This is a genomic window from Nocardia sp. XZ_19_231 (genome assembly GCF_015355705.1).
Taxonomy (GTDB): Bacteria; Actinomycetota; Actinomycetes; order Mycobacteriales; family Mycobacteriaceae; genus Nocardia; species Nocardia salmonicida.
The window spans coordinates 961,345-985,963 of sequence record NZ_JACUZI010000002.1 but is presented as its reverse complement, the minus strand read 5'-3'; the positions used below and the strand labels follow the sequence as shown (position 1 = coordinate 985,963).

The window sequence follows — 24,619 nt, the reverse complement described above, 5'->3', positions numbered from 1 at the left end:
CCAGATCGCCCATCTCCCGCTCAGCCACCGAAGATCGTGGCCCGGCGAACCGGGTCAGCCATGACATCGCGGACCATCAGTCCCAGATCCATCTCGGGCGGCAGTGACCAGTAGATCAACTCGCAGCGCACAGTACCGCCGACGAGGATCGTGAGCCGCGTCTGTCGTTGCTGCGACTGCGCCCACTCCACACTCACCGGACCGTCCAACTCGATCCGCTGCCCACCGACCCGCAGACCCAACCGGCCCGAATCCCGGTAGAACACCACGAAGACATTGCCGAGATCGGCGAAGAAGCCACCGAGCGCGAGACCGCCGTCGGCCGACGCGAACAACGAACCTGTCGTGGGATCGAATTGCGCCTGTCCCCCGTTGCCGAAATAGGGCTGCACGAAAACTGAAGAACGACTGGGGTTTTCCGGATGGTAGGGACGCTCGGGTGTCCGTCCGGCACCCCGGCCTCCGCCGCCTTGCGGCGGCGACATGGGCGTCATAGGCGGCATCATCGACGGCTGGGCTCCCGGCTGGTCCGCCGATGCCCGCGGCCCTGCGGTCCCGGAATCCGCGGGGGTATGCCATGGCGGATAGGCGGGCAGTAGGGAACCACCCTGCCTCGCCGCCCCATAACCGTTTCCGGTCGGCGGCTGTGCGTAGCCAGGGATACCTCCTTGATACTGCGGAGGTTGACCCAGTGACGGCTGATACCCCGAGCCAGGACCGCCCTGCGGAACCTGCTCGGTCGGGAAGTAGCCCGAACCCTGCGGGCCAGAGCCCTGCGGCTGCGCGGTCGACGGATAGCCCGTGCCTCGCGAGACCGGTCCCTGTGGCAGCCCGTTCTGCGCATAGCCGGAGCCCTGGGAATAACCGGACCCCTGCGGATAGCCGGGATTCGGCGACTGCGGCCACCCGTGTGGATACTGCGGAGCAGGCAGCTGCTGCGCGTACCCGGGGACCTGCGGCGACGAACCGTGCGGGTACTGCGGCTGCGGGCAGGTCGGCTGCTGCGGATGACCGGACTGTGCCGGCTGCCCGACTCCCTGGCCGTATGGCGATTGTCCGTGACCCGACTGAGCAGACGCACTACCGGAGCCGTGCGACGAACTCGAATCATGCTGCGGTTGTGCCGTATTCGACTGCCCGTCACCGGAGCGGGTCCCGTCTGCGCCCCGATCATGATCCCGGATCGCCGACTCGGGCACCGGCCATCGCGCGGGGTCGCCCGGCAACGGAATCGACAGTTCGTACTCGTATTCGTGCGGCGGATGCGGAATGCGCGAGCGCACCGCGTGCGAGGGCACGCCGTGTCGATCGGTGGTGTCAGCATCGCCGGTCGACTCGGGGCCCGGTGGTGGGGTGTCGCCGTCAGCCGGATCAGTGTCATCGGGTTCGTCCGGTGTGAACCGCTGGTCGGGCGAGTCCTCGGCACGGACGGCAGCGTCGGGAGTACCGAGGTAGCGCCCGGCGAGTTCGTCGAAACGCCGACCGATCTCGCCCTGGGCGACATCAAGATCACCGGCGATACGGGCCCGCTCGGTCATGTCGGTGCTGACCCGGTCGAGGTGATCGAGCAGTTCCTGATGCGCCGCTTCGGCTTCGGCCGCGCGGCGGTCGAACTCCGCGTCGATGCGCGCGAGTTCGCGGTCGAGCACAGCGTCGATCCGGTTGCGAACATCGGCTTCGGGCACGACACCGGCAATGTCGTTGACAGCGGCGAGTGGCGCGCTCAGCGCACGCCGCGTCTGCTCCATCCGCTCGATGGTGCGGCGCAGATCCGCGTCGGCCTCCGCGGTGAGCAACCGGTGGTGCTCATCGAGTGCGGCCAACTCATGATCGACGGCCGCCTGGTAACGCGAGGCACCAGCTCCGGCCCGACCATTGTCCGCGGGTAGGCCGTCGGATTCGGCCTGCGCGATGTCGTCAGCGTCGGTGTGGTCATCGGACCCCATCCAGTCGACGCCGTCGCTCTGTTCGCCGGGCGGCAGCGCGGGAGTGGGGTCGGCCTGCTGGTCGGACTCACGCAACCGTTCGGTCAATCTGCCGAGCAGTCCACGTCGCTCCAGTGAGTCGAGGCTCGCGTTGCCGTCCTGCAGGATCCGGGTGACGGCGGCCTCGATGGTGTCGGCATCGCTGACCCAACTGTCCGGCAACACCCGGCTGATCACATCGGCGGGATGCCCCTGTGTGGTCGGCGGCGCCAGGCGCCAGTTGCCGTCACCGTCACCGACCAGCCACAGCGTGAACGGGCGCCCGCCGAGTTCGACGGTTCGCGCTTCATATCGCGGTGCCGTTCGTTCCTGGTGCCCATCCAACGGTGGCATCGAGAGTTGGCGGGTGTGCAGTTCGTGCGCGACGGTGGCCGGGTGCGCCGGCCCGTACCGATCGGGTTCGGCAGCGTGCAACTGGTGGCCGATCGCCGTGAAATCATCGGCGAGCATCGAGACCTGCACGCGCCGCCGCCCGTGCAGGAAGCTGTCGGCGAACACACTCTGATCCTGGAAGCCGTTTGAGCCCAACTGCTTCAGCCATTCATCGAAACCTGTCCGGATCCGCCCCTCCCCGCGCAGGCTCAGGTAGCGGGCCAACGCGTGCGCCACTGCTTCGTTGCGGTCGGGAGCCCGGAACGGCCCCTCGGCCTGCGCCGCGGGAATATCGCGCAGCGACGGCCGCCCACCGGGACCGACCACCGGTAACTCGTAGCTGAGCCGATGTGACCGGTCCCAGAGCACATTCGAGTATTGCGGGTGGATGATGGCCAAGTCGTTGAGCACCCGCATGTGCTCACCGGCAGGCGCGACGATCACCAGGCGGCGGTAGGCGTCCCCCGCATAGGGCGAGGCGAGAGCGACATAGTCGGTCAGGCGTTGCGCCTCGGGATGGCGCTGCAGGTACCGGTTGAGCGCCCGCACGGCCAGCGCGTCGGCCGCCGCGGGGTCGGCCATGACCGCGCTGTCGAGCGCGACCAGGTCGTCGGCGCGCAGCCGGTCGGCGCCCGCGTCGACCGGCTGCGGACGACCCCACCGCGGCTCACCTTCGTGCAACCCACCGTGCACCAGGTCCATGGCGACCTGCGCGGTATCGATGCCCGCCTTGTCGATGTAGCGACGCACCGCGGCCCGACCGGCGTCCGCGGCTACCCGCTCGGGCGCCGGCGCGTCGCGCTTACGCTCCGCGACCCGCTCGGCTTTACGAAGGGCTTTGTCGTGGGCGGTGGCATAGGCACGTTCGGCGGGACCGACCGGGATGTACTCCCCCGCGACGCGCAGCGCTCGGAGGGTCTCGATCTCGGTAGTGAACTGATCGGCGAGCCGGTCGCGGCGCTGCGGGGTATCGCGGGCGATCGCGGCCAGATCGCTCGGCTGATCGCTATCCGGAATCCCATGTGCCCGATCCCAATTCGCACCGTGATGATCAGCGAGACGGCGACCGTCGACAGTCGGCGCCAGCTCGGCGATCGACGCCCGCACCGCACGCACACCCGCCCTATGAGCCGCGCCGTGCACAGCGGACGGCGTCGCGGTCATGTCCTTGCCGATCCGCTTGGCCAGCTCGGACGCACGCTGATACTCGGCGGCGTAGGTCCGAGCGATGGCGTCCCCTTGTGGCACGACGGGATTGCTCTCGCCGCCGCGAGTGAACGCCCACGCCAGCCCGTGCGCTTCGGCCGCACGATCGAGCATGGTCGCGACGTATTCGTCGCGCGACATCCGCAACCGTTCGATGCCGTTGTCGGCGAAGGTCCTTGTCAGCTCGACGGTCATCGCCGCCTTGACCAGTTCCCTTGCCTGATCGCCCCTTGAACCATTTCGATCGAGGATGGTCTCGTTGGTGACCGGGTCGTAACCGATCCTGGCGTCGGGCTCGACGCTGTAGCGGATCGCCACGGCGTTGTCGGCGAGGACCTGTGCCGCCCAGCGCCCCACGGGATCGCCTGCCAGTTCCTCGAAGGCGCCGCGCAGCTTCCGCTCGCCGATACCGTCGAGCTGCGGCGGCATCCGGTGCTCGACAAAGCGCGAGCGTGGTGCCGGTTCGACGGGGGTCGGGGTGACCGGTGCGTCACTGACGTAGACCACACCCGTCACGTCACCGTGCGGGGCCACCGGCACACCGAGATCAGCGCGAACCGCCGCGGTGATCTCGCCGATCAGCCGTGCGCGCGCCGCGACGACTTCCGCGTGCCGGTGCGTCAGTGCGTCCAGGACATGCACTTCCTCGGTGAGGTGTGGCATGAACACGTGGCGTATACGTTCGAGGAGCAGATCCGCGGTTTCGCGTCGGCTTGGTCCGAGCTCGTCGTCGCGGATGTTCATCCGCTCCTGAAGCCTGGATGCGACTCGCTGCCAATCGGTTTCGATCCGATGCAGTTCGCGTACCGTCGCTGCCTGCGCGCGCACCAACCCGTCGACGGCACGTGCGTGCGCCGGCGTGGACGGCACGTACTCGCTCAGCCCGGGCGGCGGGGTATGCGCGCGTGCGTTATCCCACTCCCGGCCCGCGATATCCCGGAAACTCCGCCCATCGTGCGGGAAGCCGGCCACGTCGAACCGCTCGCCTGCCAACAAACGGTCGACGCCCGCGGTCCGGGCGAGATCGAGTAGCCGGTCGGCGTCGATAGTGGGGTCTGCGCTGCGCGCCGCCGAGACCGCCTCGTCGAATGCCGCGAGATATGACGCTTCCAGATCCTGCCGGTAGTTGCTGTCGATCAGGTCGCGCAGCGGTGCCACCGACACGTCGTAACCGGCGTCCGACATCTCGCGATGGAACTCCGCCTGCCTACCGAGCGCCATCGCCTCCGCCCGCAACCTGGCGTCGATATGGGCGTCGCGATCGAGGCCTGCGATGCGGGCCGGGGCCACCTCGACCTCACCGGCGAGCACCGCGTCGGCCAGCACCCCCGCCCGGATGACGCCCGCGCCCTGCGCGACTTGGCTGCGCCCTTCGGTGCCGATCACCACCGACATCGTGCGGCCGTCGAAGTGGTCGGCACCGTCGGCTTCGAGGGTTTCGGGCGTGAAGCGGATCGCGGCGTCGGCAGCGGCGAGCGATCGTACGGCGTGCGTGCCGAGATCGCTGTGCGCGAGGACATCCCGAACTTCCGATGCCGCGATGTCGGTGGGGCTCGTCCGCCAGGTCGCCGGTTGACCCGCGTTGTCGTCGCCGTAGCGTGGTCGTGGTTCGGGGTCGCCGCCCATCCAGTCGACGTCATCGTCGGGTGTGCGGGCGTTGTCGGCGGGCGGGGTCTTCGGCGGCTCGTCCGGGCTCGCCGGGGTTCGGGCGTCCGGCTCCGGGTCGTCGCCGTCGTCGCGAGCTCGGTCGGGCGACTCCCCGCTCGGCTGCTGCTGCGCGGCGTCGAATTCCCGCATCATCCGCAGATGTTCTGCTTGTGCGGCGAGCTCGTCGGCAACCTGTTGCAGGTGGTCCATCGACGCCCGATGGGCGGCCTCGGCCCGCGCCTCACGCTCCTCGAAACCGGCTGTCATCCGGTCGATTTCGCGGGCGCGCGCGGCGTCGATGAGCGCGGTCGCGTCGGGCCGCCCGTCGAGCCCGACGACCGGATCACGCAGTTCATCGAGCACCTCGGCCAGCCGGTCGAGGCGTCGCGTCGCGTCGGCATCGGCATGCGCGGCGATCTCACGCTGTGACTCGGTGAAAAGCTCGAGCTGGCGGTCGACCGCGTCGCCGAACCGCGCGGGTACCGGCGTGCCGTCGACGGCAAGGTCGGCGCTGTTGTCCGGCGCCGGATCGGGGTCGCGGTGCGGCGTCGGCGAATCGGGATCTACTGAGCTGCCGGGCACGGCCGGGGCAGCCAGGCCAGGCGTCGCTGTCGGGCCAGGTGTCGGCGGCGGCGTGGGTGTCGGCGGCGGACCAGCCGGAAGCGCGGGACCTGCCGGAGGCGTCGAGCCGGTCGGCGCGGCGGGAGCGGCCGGAGGCGTCGGGTCGGGCGGAAAAGCAGTACCGGTCGGCGGCGTCGGGTCGGGTGTGCCGGGGTGGAGCGCATGCGGACCGTCGGCTTCGGGCGCATGCCCAGGCGTCGGTTCCGCCGTAGGCCGGTAGAACTCGTCGCTGAGTTGAACGAGTCGATCGATGAGCGCCGCCCGGGCGCGAACGTCCCCACGCAGCGTGTTCAGCTCGGATTCCAGCTCATCGCGACTCAGCCCCGCGTGCTGGTCGGGCTCGGCGGCGCGGGATTTCTCGTACGCGTCGTAGTAGCCCTTCTCGTCGAGCGTCGAAAGATCGAGACCGACCAGTCGCAGCCAGTCCGGGTTCGGTTGCGGTCGTGGATCTCTCGAACCCGGCACGGTGTCGGCACCGAAGGCCTGGTGCGCGTTCTCGGCGAGCAACCGGGCGAACTCGAGTGCGTCGCCGCCGGGGAACGCGGCCGCGACCACCTCCCGCAGGGCATGGATCGCCATCGGGTCGAAGATCCCCAGCGGGCCGAGCCGGCGCGGGTCGGCACTCCGGACACGGGTCTTGCCGTCGGAGTAGGGGTCGATCCCGTGCAGTTCGGCCGCGTACGCTGCCAGCGCCTGCGCGATCGTCGGGTCACGCCGCTCGCGCTTCTTGACTTCCGACAGCAGCTTCTTCCAGTCGAACTCGTCGGGATCGCGCTCGTAGTCGAACTTGCGAGTCTCCTCGTTCGCGGTGTAGCCCTTCTGTTGCAGCGCATCCGGTTCCAGCCCGAGCGCACTCGCGAGCCGGGCGTTCGCGGCGTCGATGCGGTCGGGATCGATCCCGCGAAGTTCTGCCACGTAGGCCGCGAGATCCGCGTATTGATTTCTACGCAGATCCCTGGGCTGGGCGCGGTCAGCCAGGAGTTCGCCCAGCCGAAGCGCGGTCAGCGTGGCGGCCGTGAGCTTGAACCTGTCGGCCAGTTGGCTGTACGCGTCACTGATCGATGCGTACTCGTCGACCGCCCTCGCGTAGCGCGCGAAGTCGGCCATTCCCTCCAGCATCGCGGCCCGCACCGCGTTGTCGACGCGCAGTTCGGCCACCGCGTCATCGATGCGACGGAAATCCAGTTGCTGATGACCGAGCCCGAGTTCCTGTGCCACATCGACCAATTCGGTGATCAACTCGGCGCGAGTGCGCGGCAGCGGCGGCGGCCCGCCGAGGGTTGCGCCGGGTTCCGGTGCCTGCACCGCTCGCCACGATCCGTCACCGTCAGCGTCGCGCAGCATCGTGACCACCAGCTCGCGACCATCGCTGATCTGCCTGACCTGCCGGACTTCCGGGGTCGGAGCGGGATCGAGGTGGATGATGCCGAAGGCGTCGACGCGCGCGGTCCGGAATTCCAGCTTCAGCGTGCCCGCGGCGAGTTGGTCGCCGAACTGGGGATGGTCGGCGAGCACCTGCGCCAGCGCGCTGTCGCGGTCCAGTGCTCCTTCGATGACCAGCAGCCGGTCCGGTTGACCTTCACCCACCGGCATCCTGGCCACCTGGTCACCGAACGTCGTGCCGACCGCGTCGTCGGTGATCCGCAGCACCGGTTCGGCCGCGGCGATGAACTCACCGAGTCGCTCGGCCCGCAACTGCGCCGCCGCACGGAGATCGGCGATGATCGAATCCCGCTCCGGCCCACGCAATGCGGCTGGATCGACCTCGAAATGCCGTGCCCAAGTAGCTACTTCGTCGAGCAGCTGCGCGCGTCGGGACGAGTTTTCGAAGAACGCGCGCTGCGCCGAGTCGCCGCCGGGCTCGGCACCGAACTCGCGGAATACCGGCAGCGGATCGGCGCCGTTGCCAACCGGGCCTGCGGTGATCATGGCTGTGTCACTGCCGAAAGCCGTCATCAATTCGCGCAAGAACGTATTGAGGTGGCTCTCGTTGTAGGCGACGGTCAACTCGCCGAGCGGAACAGGACGACCGAGTTCGTCGTGGTCGCCGAGCCGAGCGGGCAGGGAGCCGGTCTCCGCCTCGGGCGGCGTCGGCCCTTCGATCTCCGCTTGTCGGTTACCGCCTTCGAGCGCCGGTCGTGGGGTCGGGTCAGAGGGACTGGCGTACGGAATGCTGCTCTCGAGCTCGACGCGCCGCGCGGCAGCAGCCAGCGCTTCGACCGCCGCCGCGTCGCGCCAGGCCAGGTAGGTCTGCTCGTCGACCACCCGGCGCACGGTCAGCGGCGACTCGTCGGGCAGGTCGAATCCGGAGCGTGCCGCCAGTCCCGTCAACGAATCGTCGGCCACGGGCAACAGCGATGACTCGGGAACACTCGGCGGTTCGGCCCACGACGGGAGTTCGCCGCGGCGCAGCGCATCGGCGTCCTCGATCGAGATCAGACCTCGAAGGTCCAACTCGTCGATGATCTTGCGCCGCAGTTCGCCCTCGGCACGGGCGAGCGCGTGCCGGAGCATATCCCGCGCCTCGTCCCTCGTGATACGCCCGGTATCGAGCTGATCCAGTGCCAGCGTGCGGAGTTCCGCCGGATCGCCTTCGGTGAACCACGGCTCGTACGGCGTGCCGTCGTCGTCGTGCACCGGCATGTACTCGCCCGCGACGTCGGGCCGTAGGGAGGAGAACCGACCGAAGACAGGCGCGTGAACACGGCCTCGATAGAAGGTGATCGCCGTGGTGACAACTCCGGGACCCATGACCGGGTGGCCGCTGTCTGGCACTTCCCGGATCTCCGGACCGCTGTGCGGCGGCGGATGACCGTGCGGCATCGGGGCATGCGGCCCGCCGGGCAGTTGTGGCAGCGCGGCGACGCCGTCACGCAAGGGGGTGAAGCCGTCGATGCCGGAACCGGCCACATAATCCGGGTTCGCCCGGCGGAAAAGCCGATCGCGCAAATGATTCAGCACCCCCCGCAGCCCGGTCGCGGGCACGGGCGCGGGCGGCTCCTCCGGCGTGGCCGGTGTGTTCTCCGGTCTCGTGGCGAGCCGCCAATTGTCCGGACCGTCGGGCTCCACCCGCACGGGGACCTGTTCACCGTCAACCGTGACATGGACGACGCTGGACTCGCCCGCGCGTACCGGCGACGCCTCATCGGGTTCGCCGCGGGGAACCGCGTTTCCGTCGCCCTCGCCCGGCTCGGGGAAGCCCGCGGGCGCGAGTGGGCGGGTCGGTGGTTTGTTCGCGCCGCCGGATTCCTCGGCCGCGGGCGGGACGTGCTCGCCGTCGTCGTCATCGCGACGGCTGCCGAGCCAGTCGATCTCGTCGTCGGAGCCACGGTTGCGTGCGTCGTCGGCGCGATCTCGGCCGGCCGACTCGTCGAATCGAGCGCGCGACTGCTCTTGTGCCGCATCGAGATCGCGCATTGTTCTGACGTGCTCCGCCTGCGCTGCGAGATCACGGCCGATGTGGTCGATCCGGTCGAGAACGGCTTGGTGGTGCGCCTCGGCCTGTTCCGCACGCCGTATCGCGGACTCGGTGTCGCGCGCGAGCTGATCCGCCAGCGCGGCATCGATGCGCTGGGTCGGCGACACCCGGTCCGGACCTCGATCGAGGCCGTCGGGTCGATCGAGGCGCGTGGCCAGTTCCTGTTCGACCCGTGTCAGCTGTTCCAGGGTCCGCGCCAATGCCGCATCGGCCTGCCCGGCCAGCGCGTCGAGTCTGGCATTCATCTCCGCGAGCGCCGTATCAGCCTGCCGAACAAGCGAATCCGCGATCGACTCGGCATCGGGGCCGTCGCCGACGATACGCGCGAAGCGGTCCGCGAATGCGGCCCGGGTGCGCTCCAATTCGTCTGTGAGCCGCCGATGTTCGGCCATCGAGCCGTCAGTCTCCGGATGTGATGTGGCGTCGCCCTCGGGGGTCGCGATGGTCGCCGGATCCGGCTGCGGGGTGAGGATATCGAGGCCGACCAACGATTCGATCACCCCATCGGGATTTCGGCGCACATGGTCGAACGGAGTGAAATCGCTCGGCGGGTAACCGTGCTGATATCCGGTCGTGCTCTGCGCACCGTCGAGCAACATGGTGCAGTTGGCGCAGCACGGCGCGAAGATCCGCACCCCCTTGACGAACATCGGCGAGTTGATGATGTCGGGGAGCGCGTCGGCGTCGTCGCGCAGATGGCTCCACTCCGGCGTCTGCTTCAACCGCGCCCGATCGTGCAGTATCTGGTTGGTGGTCTTGACTTCCGCGTGGGCCAGCGGTTCGTCGGGGTGCGGTCGGTCGAAGGTTTCCGGATCGTCGCCGCGCGTGTAAGTGCCCGCCCGCATCTCGTTGAAGCGCTCGGCCACCGTCGGATGCACGTCGGCATCGGCGATCACGTCACCGACCCGCCCGTTGGCCGCCTCGTATACCCGCCCGGTTGCCCGGTCGATCCCGACCGACATCACAGCGCCCTGCGCCTTCTTGCTGAGCACCTTGTCCTTGGCGGCCTGCACGAAATCCGCCTGCCGTTCCAGCCCGAGTCTGCGCACGAAATCGGCGATCGGCTCCCCGTCGACGTGGGTGATCAGCCCGTTCTCTCTGGTCGTGTGCGCTGGGTCGAGCACGCCGAGCAGGTGGGAATCGGTACTCGGTGGTGGCGGCACGGCCATCGTCGGCAGATCGGGATCAGGCCGCAGGAACGAGGTCGGCTCGACACGTGGTCCGTCCTCGCCCATCACGTCGAGGCCGTGCCGCCAGTCGGCATCGTTGTTCAGATCCACCGGGTCGCGTGCGGGCGGCGCCGCTGAATCGCCGTCGACCTGCGGCGCCACCGCATCGGGATCCGGGAACACACGCCACTCGCCACCAGGCGCGAGCCGCACGGGTGAGTCCGGACTACGTGGCGCACCAACGGGTTTCGTCGGCGCCAGCACGGGCGCGTCGATCCGGTCGGCGATGTATTGCGCCCACCCGTTGTCGTTACCGCTGTGGCACGACACCAACCGCACCGGCGTGCCTCGCACATAGTCCGGGTTGAGCAGGATCGCGTCGACGATCTGCTGCGGATGCACCTTCGACCGGTCACCGGGAATCGGCGCGCCGTCCTCGGAACCATGCACGATGACGTCGTGCATGCCCTCGTTGCGCAGGTTCTCGCGTACCCGATGAGTGCGCGGATCGTCGCCGATGGAGGTGCTGTGCGGTCGGTACACAATCCCCTCGCCGTTGGCCAGGTAACTGTTGAAGATATCGCGCACCTGCGGTTCGTCGACGGTCTCCGGGTCCGGTTTGCGGCCGCTGCGCATTTCGTCGGCCGTACCGCGGGTGGCGTCGGGACCATCGGATCGTCCGCCCGCCCGCGCCGTTCGCGGTGTCGCCTGCCCGTCCGATGTCACCACCGGCAGGATCGGCGCGACCGCGTCCGCGCGATCCGCCCGCACTCCCGCACCATCCTGCGCGGCGGTGCCCGCGACGCGATGATCACCTACGCCCGCCCGAATTTCCGCGTTCGGCCTCGCCATGGAGCCGTCGCCGATCCGCGGCCTTTCGGTGGACGACTGCGGCGGCACACCGCGGGTCTCGGGCGCGCCAGCACGGCCTTCGGCGACGCGCGGCCCGTCGGCACGGGGCGCGTCGCCCGTCGCGGGCGCACGCATCTCCGGTGCCGGACCCGATCGCGCCGGTGTCGCCTGGGTACCGGCGGGCTTCGCCTCACCGCCGCCCTGCGTGGCAGTGGGCGATTGACCCGCATGCGTGGCGGGAGCGGGCGATTGACCCGCATTCGTAGCGGCAGGCGATTGACCCGCATTCATCGGCGCTGCGTGCGCGGCCCCGGTAGCCGCGGCCGCACCGGCGGCGATCTCGGGACTCTCCGCACGGCTGGGGTGCAGCCTGCCGTTCTGCGACTCGGCCGGGTCACCGAACTGGGCGACCCCGTCGTCGGCGCCCCGAGTCGCGCCGCCCTGCTCGGGCAATCCGGCCCGCTGGTCTTCGCCGCGCTGGAGTGGCGAATCCGACTGTCCAGCGGTCTGATTCGCGTCATCGCTCGCACCGAGCGGACGCGCACCGCCCTCGTCGCGAGCCGGTGCACCACCCTCGGCCACGGCGGAGTCGCCGTCGGCGCGTGACTCGCCGAGGCCCGTCTTCTGCGGATTCTCACCCGAGCCTGCCCGCTCACCGTCGCCAGGACCGCCAGGACCGGCACCCGGATCGGTGGTGCCCGCAGGCCGCATGGCCGAGCCGTCGCCGTATCCGCGGCTACTCTGTCCCGCGGTGTCGTCGCGCCGCTCGCCCCTGGTCTCCGAATCGTCCCCGCGCACCTCGCTATCGGGGCCCGCGCCGAGCTCGTCCTCACCCTCGCCTCGCGCACGGCCACCGCCCTCGCCCTCGGACCGGCCGCCAGGACTGTTCTGCCCGTCAGACCGACCACCCGAACCCGCACCCGCGCCGAGGTTTCCGAAATCTCCGAGCAGTGGATTGATCCGGTCGGCCAGACTCGCGCGGTCGGACATACCCGGTGCCATCTTCTGCCACGCCGTGTTCGCGCCGACCTTGTTCACTCCCGACATGAAGCCGTTGCTCGCGCCCGCGGTGAACATCAGGGGATCGATCGTGGTCAGCGACTTCTTCGCGTTATCCCATGCCGTGTCGAGATCGAATCTGTAGGCATCGATACCGAACTGGGTCGCGGTCGCGGCGAGCAGCCCCGCGCCCGCGCCCACCAACCCCGCGGCGGGGCCGGTGATCGCCGACTGCAACCACTTGTCGGTGACACCGTTGTTCTTGAGCCAATTGCCCATGGCATCACCCGCGGGCCCGGCCGCCGCACCACCGGCCGCCGAACTGACCGCGGCCACGATGACCTGGTCGACATTGATCTTGTCGCGGGTCCCCTTGTCGACCTGCCACTGCTGGACCAGGTACTCCTGCATCGTGCCGAGCGTCGCGTCGATCGCGACGTGCCTGGCCATGAATTTGATGAAGGTATTGGCCGCCGCCCTGGCGACCCACCGGATGATCGCGGCCGTGGCCCGCTCCCCGATGATGCGCACCGCGATCCTGGTCGCGATGATCGCGGCGGCCTCCACCATGAGCGCCGTCGGCGGGAACAACCATGCCGCCGCCAGCTCGGCCAACAGCAGGCCGAGCGAGGTCCAGAACATCATCTTGGTGTATTCGATTTCCATGGCGACCTGATCGACCGAGTCACCGACGAGATCGAAGTACTCGGCGAGTTTGCCCAGCGACTGGTCACCGTTGCGCATGCTGTCGAGGGCCTTGGTCATCTCCTCGACGCCCTCACCGGACGGATAAGCCTTCAGCGACGCGGTTTTCGCGTGGTCGATGTCGGGCAGGATCGCGCGCAGCCCATCGGCAGCGGTCCGCCAGTCCTGCGCCAGCGCCCACATCTCGGTTTCGTCGCCCTCGGGCCACTCCATCCCGACGACGATCTTGAGCCAGCTCAGCTCATCAGGCAGCTCGATCATGCGACGCTAGGTCACCAGCTCGAATCCGTCGCGGCATTGGGCCTGCCGCGATCGGCCGGTTCTTCCCCACCGACTTGCTCGGCCCGCTCGCGCGCTTTCGGTGGGGCAAGCGACGCCTCGACGGGCTGTGGGATCCGCAGCTCCGGCATTCCGTCGATCATGTCGCTGAGCCTGGGCATCCGCGCACGCTGCGCCTGCAGCGGCGAGGTCAACTCCGCGGTCTTGCGCGCCACCTCGGCCGCGGCCTGCTGCGCGGCTTCGGTGACAGCCTTGGCGATCTCGGCGTAGTCCAGGTCGTCGATGTCGGCGGCGAACTTCGTCTCGATCACCTGGTTATCGGCATTCACCGTCACCGTTACCCGTTTGCGCACGGTAGCGGTGCCGACAATCTGCGCCCGTTCCTGCTGCATCCGCGCGATGGTCCGCAACTGCTCCTGCACACCGTCCATCACGGTGTGCAGATCGGATCTCGCCTGTTCATTGGTCATTCGCGCTCGCCTCAGCCACGCAGACCGTCGCGGTTACCCTGCTCCATCTTCCTGAGCAGGACAGCACTCTCGTACTGGCCGGTGGAGAGGTTGTTCATGCCGGTGGACATGCTGCCCGCGTTGCCCACGGTATTCTCTCGCGAGCTGTCGTAGCCGTTGTCACCGTCGGGGCCGGCGAAGAAGTTCGCGCCGAGCGTGTCCGAGCCCCAACACCCTTCGCGGCTCGACGTCGATGCTGCGAGGGCATCCAACACGGCATTGATCCGATCATGGACGCGGCCGGTCGCGTCGGCGGCCTTGAAGAATAGGCCGGAATCGAACTCGACATTCTTGTCCGCCATCGGTAGCCCACTTCCAGCGCCTACGCGGCGCACCGCACCAGTCAGATCGTTGAAGACGTCACTGTGACTGTAAAGCGAATCCGAGGTGACAGCAACGTGAACGGACTTATGTAGCGCGGAACAGATTGGCGTAGAACACCTTACGGTGACAGCTACGCGCTCGCCTCCCAGTGCGACTCCACGCGGACCATCATGCGCTCGACGGCAGCGTCGACTGCCGCGATCAGCGCGGGTCGCGACATCGGTGTAGCGGTCGGCGTTTCCGACGGCAACTCGATGGTGTACCGACCATCGCCCGGCAGATCGCGCCAGACCAGGATCTCGCGGCGCATGCCGCGGGAGCCGAACATGGACTGGTTCTGCAGGATTTCGATGAGGCCGGTCCGTTCGGCCTCGGTGTCGAAGAAGGCGGCGCTACGGGCAGCGATCCCGGTGTCGGCCTCCTCGAAGACCATCGAGGGACGCGATTCGACATCGGGTTGCACGGTCGACTGCCCCCCGACCAGCGGGATGATCCCCGACCTGCCCGCCTCCAGCGGCGGCATGTGCCCGGCGATCGCCTCGGCCAATCCGTGCGGACCGCACTCGACCACGGTGTAACCGGAGCTGTGCCACGAGGTGATACCCGGCTTTTGGTACACCAGGTAGCCATGTGCCCCCGAGCGGGCAGCCCGCGCCTTGATCATGTACTTCGGGTCCTCCGACGCGCGGTCGTGCCACCCGCGCAACCGCACATAGGCTTGGGGCCGAGCCAGCACATCGATGGCGGAACGCAGTTCCCCGTCGATCATCTCGCTCACCCGCAGCCACGCCTCGTGCTTGTGTTGCTCGAACTCGTTCGAGTCCCGAATCTCGGTGACGAAGGTCAGCGGCCGAGGCATATTCGCCCGAACCAGGCGCTGCCACAAGACGTAGAACTCGACGTCGGTGAATTCCCAGATTCGTGTCATGCCCGCCTCTCCGCGTCGGCGCCCTCGGCCTCCGTATTCACCTCGGCGAACTCCGGGAGACCCGGTACGGCGATGCCAGTACTCGCGGCGACAATGGGCGAGACGATATCGGCGAGCGACCCGAGGTCGCTGAAATCCGGCAACGCGGCGCGCGGGAAGGCTGCCGCGTCCGCTGATGCCGTCACCGGCTCGCTCGTTGCGGAGTCGGCGGCGGAGATCGCGACCGGAGTCGGGGCATCTACGGTCAGCCCGATTGATTGGGCAACGGGTACCAGTTCGGGATGCTCAGCCATCAGCGCGGCGAATTCTGGTGAGTCCGAGATCGCCGCCCGCAGGTCGGGGAACTCGGTCAGCGCCTGTGTCAAGGGAGTCAGGTCCGGCATGGCGGCGCTCAGATCGATGGCCGACAGCGCTTCGATGACAGACGGCAGCGCCTGCGTGACCGAGCTGATGACTCCGGAAATTGCGGAGACCAGCGATGACATGTCGGAGCTACTGTCGGCACCGCTCTTGGAGCCGGAGCTACCAGCGCCCGAACTTCCGGCGCCCGAACTTCCGGCACCCGTGCTACCAGCGCCCGCGATACCGGCACCGGTTTGACCGGTACCGGTTTGACTCCCGCTGCCCTTGTCCTGTTGCTGTTTCTGCTTGTCCAACTCCTTCTGCTGATCGGCCAACTCCACGCGCTGGCCGATCAGGCCATCCGACTGCTGGCCGGCCTTTTCCTCTTGCTTACTACCGCCACCAGCACCCTGATTCCCGCCGCTATTGCTCCCGGTACCGCCAGTCCCCGCACCGCCGGTCCCCGCACCATTGCGCCCGGCACCGTTATTGCCCGCACCGTTGTTGCCCGCCCCATCGTCGCGCTTGCTCGGGTCTTGCTCCGTGCTCTTGGGCGGCGGACCGAGCGCGCCCTTCGGTGCGGCGGGTTCCGCGGCCACCGGGAACATGGTTTGCGCCTCGTCGAAGCCGACGTAGTAGTGCTTGCGGTACAGCTCTTGCACTTCGCCGACATCGTCACAGGTTTCGCCGTCCGCGGGCACCGGCATGGACGCCGCGGTCGCGTGCAAGAAGTCGGCCGTGTACTGCAGCGCCGCGTGCGTCATCATGAAGCCGTCACGCAACGAACCGAGGGACCCGACGAACGCTTGCACCGCGGCGAGGGCGGCGTCACCGCCCTTGCTCTCCCAATTCGTCGTGGTAATCGTGCGAACGGCCGTCTGAAACTTCGTGCCCACCGATTCCACCTGGTCGGCCAGCACTTTCCAGGTCGGCACCTCGGCCGAGACCTGGGACCATTGAATACGCCTGCCGAGGTTCTGCAGGTCTTTCCACCCCATGCTCGATGGTTCACGAGCGTGGTGCCTGAAGACGTCAGCGCCCTCGGCGGTGGCGAGCGACGTCTTCGCGCCGGGTTTCTTGGCCACATCGATGTCATCGTCGTGCACCGTGTAGTTGCCACCGGCGGTCTGGTAATCCGGCGGCGTGTACCTGGGCGCCTTCGCGGCGATGTCTGCCAGGTTCACCGCGCCCGGCGACGTCGACACCTTGCTGAGATCGTCCTTCTTCGCCTTCAACGCGGCTACTTCGTCGGCCGACAACTCGTCGGTGCCGGTGTACTCCGCGCCGGCGGCCTTGAACATGTCTCGCATGTCGTGCAGCGCGTCGATGAACCGACCGACCGAGTCCGACGCCTGGTCCGTCTCCTCGATGAACCTGTCCCGCAGCGGTTTCGCGTGGACCTCGGTGCCGCCGATCGCGTCAACGGAGTAATTGTTGAGTTTGCCCGGTGCGAGCAAGTCCTGGCACCCCTTGAGCACCGCGATCACATCGTGGCAGGCGTTGGCGGCCTGGAGCGCGGCACCGGTCTCGACCCTGATGCTCGCCTTGCCGGCCGCCCCGTCCCATGGAGTCTTCTCTCCCACGCCCAGCTCCTCGATGCACGCCGACATGACCCATCTCACTCGGGCCAGAACCTCCGAAGCTTAGCTACCCCAATGAAATCTGCCCAGGCCCAACATCTTCCAGCAACCACGAATTTCCCCCAGAGTCACAGGGGTCATGCTTCGGCGAACGGAGAGCAACATGACCCCCTGTTCCCACTCACCGTTGTCCCACACCGGAACAATTCGGCAATCCGATGACGATCCGACGGCCCACACCGATCTGTGACAGACTCGATCGAAGCGCAAGCGGCCGTCTGAAGGCCACAATGAACGAACGATAGGGCTCAGGTAGACGTCGCGATGGAACCGCTCATGACCAACGTGGACACGTCGACTCGGCTCAGGTTGACGTCGCGACGGAACTGCTCATGACCGACCTGAGCGGCCTCGAACGGCGCGTGGCAGCCAATCGCGCCAACACCCGCAGCCAGCACGCCGACGACTACCTGCGCTTGGCCGGTTCGTTGACCGAGCTGGCGCAGGGCCTGCTGGCGACCAGGGATGATCCATCGGATCGCGACCGCACCGCCGAGGCGTTGGAGCCCGCGCAGGAAGCGGTGGCGATCCGGCTGCACTGGCTCGTCGGGGGGTACGTCTCCTACGAGTACGCGGGTGCCTTGCAGGACGCGTTGCGGCAGTTCGAGCAGGCGACGCGGTTGGTCGGGCATCGGCAGCTCGCGACCAACACCATTCGCAGCGCCTGCTCGGCGTATCGGCAGGTCGCGCAGGACTATCCCGATGTTTCGGCCATGTGCGCCGATGGGCTGTCCAAGTGTGGCGTGTGGTTGATGCGGCTCGATCACGATGCGGCGGTGGCGGCGAGTGAGTCGGCAGTGCGGATTCGGGCGGGGATGTACGCGCGCGCGTCCGAGCAGCCAGGGAAGTATCTGGCGAGCCTGAGCACGCTGCTGCGCACGCTGATGGTGGGGCGCTCGCGCAAGCAGGCCATCGCGAGCTATCGCGCGTTGTATTCCGAGGTGACCACCACAGCGAGTACCGCGAAATTGCGGGAAACCCGGGTCGAGGAACTGGATCTCACGGTCAAGACCACCCAGGCATTGATCAAGCTGGGCGCGCCGACCCTGGAACGCGCGGGGCGGCTGACTCAGCAGCAGATTCTGTACCAGTCGGGCGGTGACCTGGCCACGATCGACGAGATCAACTGGCGGTTGGCGCTCGTCGGCCTCAAGCCCCTCGCGGCAGGGGCGATGCCGGAGCCGCCATCGCGGCCGGTGGAGATCTCGGCGACCTACGGTGCGATCGCCGTGCGGTGCTCGGCGCCGGACGCGCTCGACCAGGTCCGTGCCGCCATCGTCGCCGCGTACACCCAGGACAAAGCGGAGCCTGTCGATGCCGGGCGATTCGCGGGTGTGCACGATAAGCATTGGGGCGTCAAGGAACCCAAGACCAACCTCGACACCGAACTCGGTGCCGATGTGGTGCTCGTCGAGAAGTCCTCGGGCAGCTGGATTTCGGTGAAGAGCCTCAACTGGGAGATCGGCGCACTCGGCAAACATCCACTCGCCGTTGCTCTCTCGAAGAAATGGCCGGTCCTCACCGTCGCCACCATCGAGAAGATCTCCTACGAACTGTGCCTCTACGACAGCGGCATCGCCACCCAGTACGCGGCCCTCGGCAGACCCTCCGGTCAGGCGCCCCTCGATGCCCCGCTGGCCCCACTGGATTTCGCGACTCTGGCCGACTATGGCGCCGACTACGCCTCGGAAACACAGGTCAGAGCGGCCTTCGGTAACGCCGAAATGTTCGCCAAGGTCACCGAACTCCCCGGCGCGGGCATCCGCCAGGCCGCGGAGAAGGCCCCGCTCACCGACTACGGCCCGAATATTCTCTTCTTCGGCAAGGACTGATCCGACGCAGTGAAAAGCCGCTGCCTCCCCAGCAGGAGGCAGCGGCTTCGTCGTGTCAGGAGTCGCATCCCGCTTGATCCTGGCAGCGGTACTTCATACCGCTGGAACGGATATGCCGCCCTGGAATGCCGTGCAGCACGGACACCCGGCATGATCGGAGTCGTGCGAGTACTGCTGCAGCGAGTGACCAGTGCCCAGGTCAGCGTGGACGATCAGGTCGTCGGACGAATCGACCCGACGGCGGCGGGTGTCCCCCACGGCCTCCTCGCCCTCGTCGGCGCTACCCACACCGACACGGTGGCCAACGCGAAAGCCTTGGCCGACAAGACATATCGCCTGCGAATCCTCGACGGTGAACGCTCCGCCGCCGACCTGGACGCCCCCATCCTGGTGGTCAGCCAGTTCACCCTCTACGCCAACACCGCCAAGGGTCGCCGCCCCTCCTGGAACGCCGCCGCCCCCGGCTCGCTCGCGGAACCCCTCGTCGACACCTTCGCCGAAACACTCCGTGAACTGGGCGCCACCGTCGCCACCGGAAAATTCGGCGCCCACATGCAGATCGAACTCACCAACGACGGCCCGATCACCGTTCTGCTCGAAGGTTGACTTCGCCGGCGACTACTCCGGGCGCAGGGTGAGAATGCGCGGCCCGTCCTCGGTCACCGCGACGCTGTGCTCCCAGTGCGCGGCACGCGAACCATCGGTGGTGACCACGGTCCAGTCGTCATCGAGAGTCTTGGTGTCGGTGGTGCCCAGAGTCAGCATCGGCTCGATCGCCAACACCGAACCGACCACCAGGCGCGGGCCCTTACCGGGCGCGCCTTCGTTGGGCAGGAACGGATCCATGTGCATCTCGCGTCCGATGGCGTGGCCACCGTAACCGTCGACGATGCCGTACTGACGACCGTGTGCCTGCTCGGCCGCGCGGGTGCCGAGCTCGATGGCGTGGGAGACATCGGTGAGCCGGTTGCCCGGCAGCATCGCCGCGATGCCGGTCTCCATCGAGAGCCTGGTGGCCTCGCTCAGCAGCTGATCGGCCTCGATGATGTTGCCGATGCCGAACGTCCACGCCGAGTCGCCGTGCCAGCCGTCGAGGATGGCGCCGCAGTCGATGGACACGAGATCACCCTCGGTGAGAATCTCACTCGCCGAGGGGATCCCGTGGACCACACGGTCGTTGACCGAAGAACAGATCGAGCCGGGGAAGCCGTGATAACCCTTGAACGACGGGACGGCGCCCGCGTCACGGATCGTCGCCTCGGCGACCTCATCGAGCTCCAGCGTCGAAACGCCGGGCTTGGCCGCCGCGCGAACGGCGACCAGCGTCGCGCCGACGATCGCGCCTGCTGCCTGCATGGCATCCAGCTCGCCCGCCGAACGGAACGGCACGACCTTCTTCTTACGGGTGAAGACCATCCGGCCTCAGTACTCCGATCCGCTGATTACTGGCCGAGCGCCGCGAGCGCCCGGCCGTTGACCTCATCGACTTCGCCGATGCCGTCGACGGTCACGACCAGACCGTCGTAGTGCTCGAGCAGCGGCTCGGTCTCCTCACGGTAGACCCGCAGCCGGTTGCGGATGACGTCCTCGGTGTCGTCGGCGCGCCCACGGGCGAGCATGCGCTCGACCACGGTGTCCTCGGCGACCACGAAGCACAGCACGGCGTCGAGCGTGGTGCCGTTGTGCTCGAGGATCTTCTTCAACGCGTCGGCCTGGTCGACCGTGCGGGGGTAACCGTCGAGCACGAAACCGTTCGCGGCATCGGGCTCGCCGACGCGGGCCTCGACCATGCGGTTGGTGACGTCGCTGGGGACCAGGTCGCCCGCGTCCATGTACTTCTGTGCCTCACGCCCGAGGGCGGTCTGCTGGCTGATATTCGCGCGGAAGAGGTCTCCGGTGGAGATGTGCGGAACGCCCAGCTTCTCTGACAGCAGGACGGCCTGAGTACCTTTGCCGGCACCCGGCGGACCGAGCAGAACAACTCTCACTTGAGGAACCCTTCGTAATTTCGATTCATCAGCTGGCTCTCGATCTGCTTGACCGTGTCGAGACCCACGCTGACCATGATGAGCACCGCGGTACCGCCGAACGGCAGGTTCGCGACCGCACCCGAATTGCCCATGTCGAGGAACAGGTTCGGGAGCACGGCGACCAGACCGAGGTAAATCGAGCCAGGCAGGGTGATGCGGCTCAGGACATAGTTCAGATAGTCGGCGGTCGGCTTACCGGGCCGGTAGCCCGGGATGAAGCCACCGAACTTCTTCATCTCGTCCGCGCGTTCCTCCGGGTTGAAGGTGATCGCGACGTAGAAGTAGGTGAAGAACACGATCAGCCCGAAGTAGATCGCGATGTAGACCGGGTTGGACGGGTTCACCAGGTATTTCTGGATGATCTCCTGCCACCAGCTCGGCTCCGTCGCCGTGCTCGATCCGGTCAGCTGCGCGATCAAGTTCGGCAGGTAGAGCAGCGAGGACGCGAAGATCACCGGGATGACACCGGCCTGGTTGACCTTCAACGGCAGGTACGTCGATGAACCGCCGTACATCTTGCGACCGACGACGCGCTTGGCGTACTGCACCGGAATCCGGCGCTGACCCTGCTCGACGAAGATCACGGCCACGATGATCGCCAGCACGGCGGCACACACGAGACCGAAGACCAGACCACCGCGGGTATCCAGGATCGACTTGCCGTCGAGCGGGATACGCGCCGCGATACCGGCGAAGATGAGCAGCGACATGCCGTTACCGACACCGCGCTCGGTGATCTGCTCGCCGAACCACATGACCAGCGAGGCACCGGCGGTCATCACCAGCACGATGATGATCATGCCGAAAATACTGGTGTCGGCGAGGATCGGCTCGTTACAGCCCTGTAGGAGCTGACCGCGCGAGGCCAGCGCGACGAGGCCGGTGGCCTGCAGGACCGCCAAGGCGACCGACAGGTACCTGGTGTACTGCGTCATCTTGGTCTGGCCGGATTGGCCTTCCTTGCGCAGTTCCTCGAACCGCGGGATGACGACGGTCAGCAGCTGGATGATGATGCTCGCGGTGATGTACGGCATGATGCCGATCGCGAACACCGACAGCTGCAGTAGCGCGCCACCGGAGAAAAGGTTGATGAGCTGGTAGATACCGGCGGATTCACCGCCGGAGACCAGCTTCACGCATTCCTGGACGTTTTGGTAGTCGACACCGGGGGACGGCAGCGCGGCACCTAACCGGTACAGCGCGATCAACCCCAGCGTGAAGAGGATCTTCCGCCGTAAGTCCGGAGTCCGGAAGGCCGATACGAAGGCGGAAAGCACAAATCCTCCTGGCGAACGACATGGTCATGCCATGCGACATCGGTTTTACGGAAACGTCAGCCCATGACAAGTGTTGGCAGCCAACGACTGAACTCTAACAGTGACACCGGACGAGTTTGCCACTCGTCCGGTGTCGACTGCTATTCAGAGTACCGTCAGGCCAGTTCGGTGACGGTGCCACCGGCTGCGGTGATCTTCTCCTTGGCGGAGCCGGTCACCTTGTCGGCGGTCACCTGGATGGCGACACCGATCTCGCCGTCGCCGAGAACCTTGACCAGCTCGTTCTTGCGAACGGCGCCGGCCTCGACGAGCTCGGCCTTGCCGATGGTGCCGCCCTGCGGGAACAGCTCAGCGATGCGGCCAACGTTGACGACCTGGTACTCGACCCGGAAGCGGTTGGTGAAGCCGCGAAGCTTCGGCAGACGCATGTGCAGCGGCATCTGGCCACCCTCGAACGCCGCGGGGACGTTCTTGCGTGCCTTGGTGCCCTTGGTACCGCGACCGGCGGTCTTACCCTTGGAACCTTCACCGCGACCCACACGGGTCTTCTCGGTCTTGGAGCCAGGGGCGGGACGCAGGTGGTGCAATTTGATGGTCATGTCTAGACCTCCTCAACTGTTACGAGGTGGCGCACGACGTTGATCAGACCGCGGTTCTGAGCGTTGTCCTCACGAACCACCGACTGGCGGATCTTCCGCAGACCAAGCGTCCGCAGGCTGTCGCGCTGGTTCGACTTGGCACCGATCGTGCTCTTGATCTGAGTCACCTTGAGATCAGCCATGTCAGGCTCCCTGTCCTGCACGCGCACGCAGCATGCCCGCCGGAGCGACATCCTCGATCGGCAGACCGCGACGCGCGGCAACCTCTTCGGGACGCTGGAGCATCTTGAGCGCGGCAACTGTCGCGTGAACGACGTTGATCGCGTTGTCGCTACCGAGCGACTTCGACAGAATGTCGTGGATACCGGCACATTCGAGCACGGCACGGCACGCACCACCGGCGATCACACCGGTACCGGGCGAAGCCGGACGCAGCATGACCACACCGGCCGCCGCCTCACCCTGAACCGGGTGGACGATGGTCGAGCCGATCATCGGGACGCGGAAGAAGCTCTTACGAGCCTCCTCGACACCCTTCTGGATGGCCGCGGGAACTTCCTTGGCCTTGCCGTAGCCGACGCCGACCAGACCGTTGCCGTCACCGACGATCACGAGGGCGGTGAAGCTGAAGCGACGACCACCCTTCACGACCTTGGAGACACGGTTGATCGCGACGACGCGCTCGAGCTGGTTCTTCTCGGCCGCGTTACCGCCACGGTCGTTACCACCGCGACGATCGCCACCGCCACGACGGTTGCCCTCGGGGCCACCGGCGTTGCTGTTGTTGTTGCTGTTCGGTCCGGCGGGTCCGCCGCCGCCGTCGCGCCGCTGACGTCCCGGCATCAGACGTTCCTTCCGTTGGAAATAATGGTCATCAGAACTTCAGCCCGCCTTCGCGAGCGGCATCGGCCAGCGCCGCGATACGGCCGTGGTAGTCGTGACCACCACGGTCGAACACGACCGCCTCGATACCGGCAGCCTTGGCGCGTTCGGCGATCAGCTGACCGACCTTCGCACCCTTGGCGGACTTGTCACCTTCGAACGCACGCACGTCGGCCTCGATCGAGGAAGCGGCGGCAATGGTCTTGCCCACCGAATCGTCGATCAGCTGAGCGTGCAGGTGGCGCGCGGAGCGGTTGACCACCAGGCGCGGACGCGCGGTGGTGCCTTCGACCTTCTTACGAAGACGGAAGTGACGACGGGTCTTCGACAGGCGACGCTTCGTCGAAGCATCCTTGCCGAGCGGAACCCGCTTGGCCTTCTGGTTAGCAGTTTGCGCCATGATCACTTACCCGTCTTTCCGACCTTGCGGCGAACGACCTCGCCGGCGTAGCGGATGCCCTTGCCCTTGTACGGGTCGGGCTTACGCAGTCCGTGGATCACAGCGGAGATCTGACCGACCGCCTGCTTGTCGATTCCGGACACCGAGAACTTGGTGGGCGATTCCACCGCGAAGGTGATGCCTGCCGGGGCCTCGATCGGCACCGGGTGGCTGTAACCGAGGGCGAACTCGAGGTTCGAACCCTTGGCCTGAACGCGGTAACCGACGCCGAAGATTTCCATCTTCTTCTCGTAGCCCTTGGTGACACCCTCGATCATGTTGGCGATCAGGGTGCGGGAAAGGCCGTGCAGCGAACGGTTCGCGCGCTCGTCGTTGGGACGAGCAACCTCGAGCTCATTACCTTCACCCTTGGTGACGGTGATGGGCTCGGCCACGGTGTGCGAGAGGGCGCCCTTGGGCCCCTTGACCGTGACAACCTGGCCGTCGATGTTGACGTCGACGCCGGCCGGAATCTCGATGGGCTTCTTACCAATACGCGACATT

At 67.3% G+C, this 24,619-nt stretch carries 15 protein-coding genes; 2 read left to right on the top strand and 13 right to left on the bottom strand.

All coding sequences use genetic code 11. The annotated features are described in order from the left end of the window. Positions 1–20 precede the first annotated feature (20 nt). The 5 genes from IBJ82_RS11690 to IBJ82_RS11670 form a co-directional block, all read right to left on the bottom strand. Positions 21–13,295, bottom strand: a complete 13,275-nt coding sequence (locus IBJ82_RS11690; RefSeq protein WP_194825895.1) for a YwqJ-related putative deaminase — start codon at positions 13,293–13,295, stop codon at positions 21–23. Positions 13,296–13,306: 11 nt separating this feature from the next. Further along, positions 13,307–13,783, bottom strand: coding sequence for a YbaB/EbfC family nucleoid-associated protein (locus IBJ82_RS11685; RefSeq protein WP_194825894.1), 477 nt, complete (start codon positions 13,781–13,783; stop codon positions 13,307–13,309). 11 nt (positions 13,784–13,794) lie between these two features. Beyond that, the gene (locus IBJ82_RS11680) at positions 13,795–14,124 is read right to left on the bottom strand and encodes a hypothetical protein (RefSeq protein WP_194825893.1); all 330 of its coding nucleotides are present in this window, start codon (positions 14,122–14,124) and stop codon (positions 13,795–13,797) included. Positions 14,125–14,276: 152 nt separating this feature from the next. Then, positions 14,277–15,074, bottom strand: coding sequence for an ESX secretion-associated protein EspG (locus tag IBJ82_RS11675; protein WP_194825892.1), 798 nt, complete (start codon positions 15,072–15,074; stop codon positions 14,277–14,279). Beyond that, the gene (locus IBJ82_RS11670) at positions 15,071–16,999 is read right to left on the bottom strand and encodes a hypothetical protein (protein ID WP_194825891.1); all 1,929 of its coding nucleotides are present in this window, start codon (positions 16,997–16,999) and stop codon (positions 15,071–15,073) included. The genes IBJ82_RS11675 and IBJ82_RS11670 overlap by 4 nt, the downstream gene beginning before the upstream one ends. A gap of 389 nt (positions 17,000–17,388) precedes the next feature. On the opposite strand from IBJ82_RS11670, the gene IBJ82_RS11665 reads away from it, so the two are divergent. Both IBJ82_RS11665 and dtd read left to right on the top strand, forming a co-directional pair. Then, positions 17,389–18,888: a hypothetical protein gene (locus IBJ82_RS11665; RefSeq protein ID WP_194825890.1), complete on the top strand. Its 1,500-nt coding sequence runs from the start codon at positions 17,389–17,391 to the stop codon at positions 18,886–18,888. A gap of 162 nt (positions 18,889–19,050) precedes the next feature. Further along, a complete protein-coding gene (dtd, locus tag IBJ82_RS11660; protein ID WP_194826231.1) occupies positions 19,051–19,494 on the top strand; it encodes a D-aminoacyl-tRNA deacylase in 444 nt (147 codons plus the stop codon). Between the two features lie 12 nt (positions 19,495–19,506). Here dtd and map read toward each other — a convergent pair whose 3' ends face one another. The 8 genes from map to rplF form a co-directional block, all read right to left on the bottom strand. Further along, the gene (map, locus tag IBJ82_RS11655; protein WP_194825889.1) at positions 19,507–20,304 is read right to left on the bottom strand and encodes a type I methionyl aminopeptidase; all 798 of its coding nucleotides are present in this window, start codon (positions 20,302–20,304) and stop codon (positions 19,507–19,509) included. 26 nt (positions 20,305–20,330) lie between these two features. After that, complete coding sequence (locus IBJ82_RS11650) at positions 20,331–20,876, bottom strand: adenylate kinase (RefSeq protein ID WP_056818371.1); 546 nt, start codon at positions 20,874–20,876, stop codon at positions 20,331–20,333. After that, positions 20,873–22,195 (bottom strand): preprotein translocase subunit SecY, encoded by a 1,323-nt coding sequence (secY, locus tag IBJ82_RS11645; RefSeq protein WP_194825888.1) that lies wholly within the window; start codon positions 22,193–22,195, stop codon positions 20,873–20,875. Before secY ends, IBJ82_RS11650 begins: the two co-directional genes overlap by 4 nt. Positions 22,196–22,350: 155 nt before the next feature. Further along, positions 22,351–22,794 carry a 50S ribosomal protein L15 gene (gene rplO, locus IBJ82_RS11640; protein WP_056818375.1) on the bottom strand — a complete coding sequence of 148 codons (444 nt, stop codon included), beginning with the start codon at positions 22,792–22,794 and terminating at the stop codon, positions 22,351–22,353. 2 nt (positions 22,795–22,796) lie between these two features. Further along, positions 22,797–22,976, bottom strand: a complete 180-nt coding sequence (gene rpmD / locus IBJ82_RS11635; protein ID WP_056819257.1) for a 50S ribosomal protein L30 — start codon at positions 22,974–22,976, stop codon at positions 22,797–22,799. Position 22,977: 1 nt separating this feature from the next. Continuing rightward, positions 22,978–23,637, bottom strand: coding sequence for a 30S ribosomal protein S5 (gene rpsE, locus IBJ82_RS11630; RefSeq protein ID WP_056818377.1), 660 nt, complete (start codon positions 23,635–23,637; stop codon positions 22,978–22,980). 31 nt (positions 23,638–23,668) lie between these two features. Then, entirely contained in the window at positions 23,669–24,076 is a 408-nt protein-coding gene (rplR, locus tag IBJ82_RS11625; protein WP_194825887.1) for a 50S ribosomal protein L18, read from the bottom strand. A gap of 2 nt (positions 24,077–24,078) precedes the next feature. Then, positions 24,079–24,618, bottom strand: coding sequence for a 50S ribosomal protein L6 (rplF, locus tag IBJ82_RS11620; RefSeq protein ID WP_194825886.1), 540 nt, complete (start codon positions 24,616–24,618; stop codon positions 24,079–24,081). Between the last annotated feature and the right edge of the window lies 1 nt (position 24,619).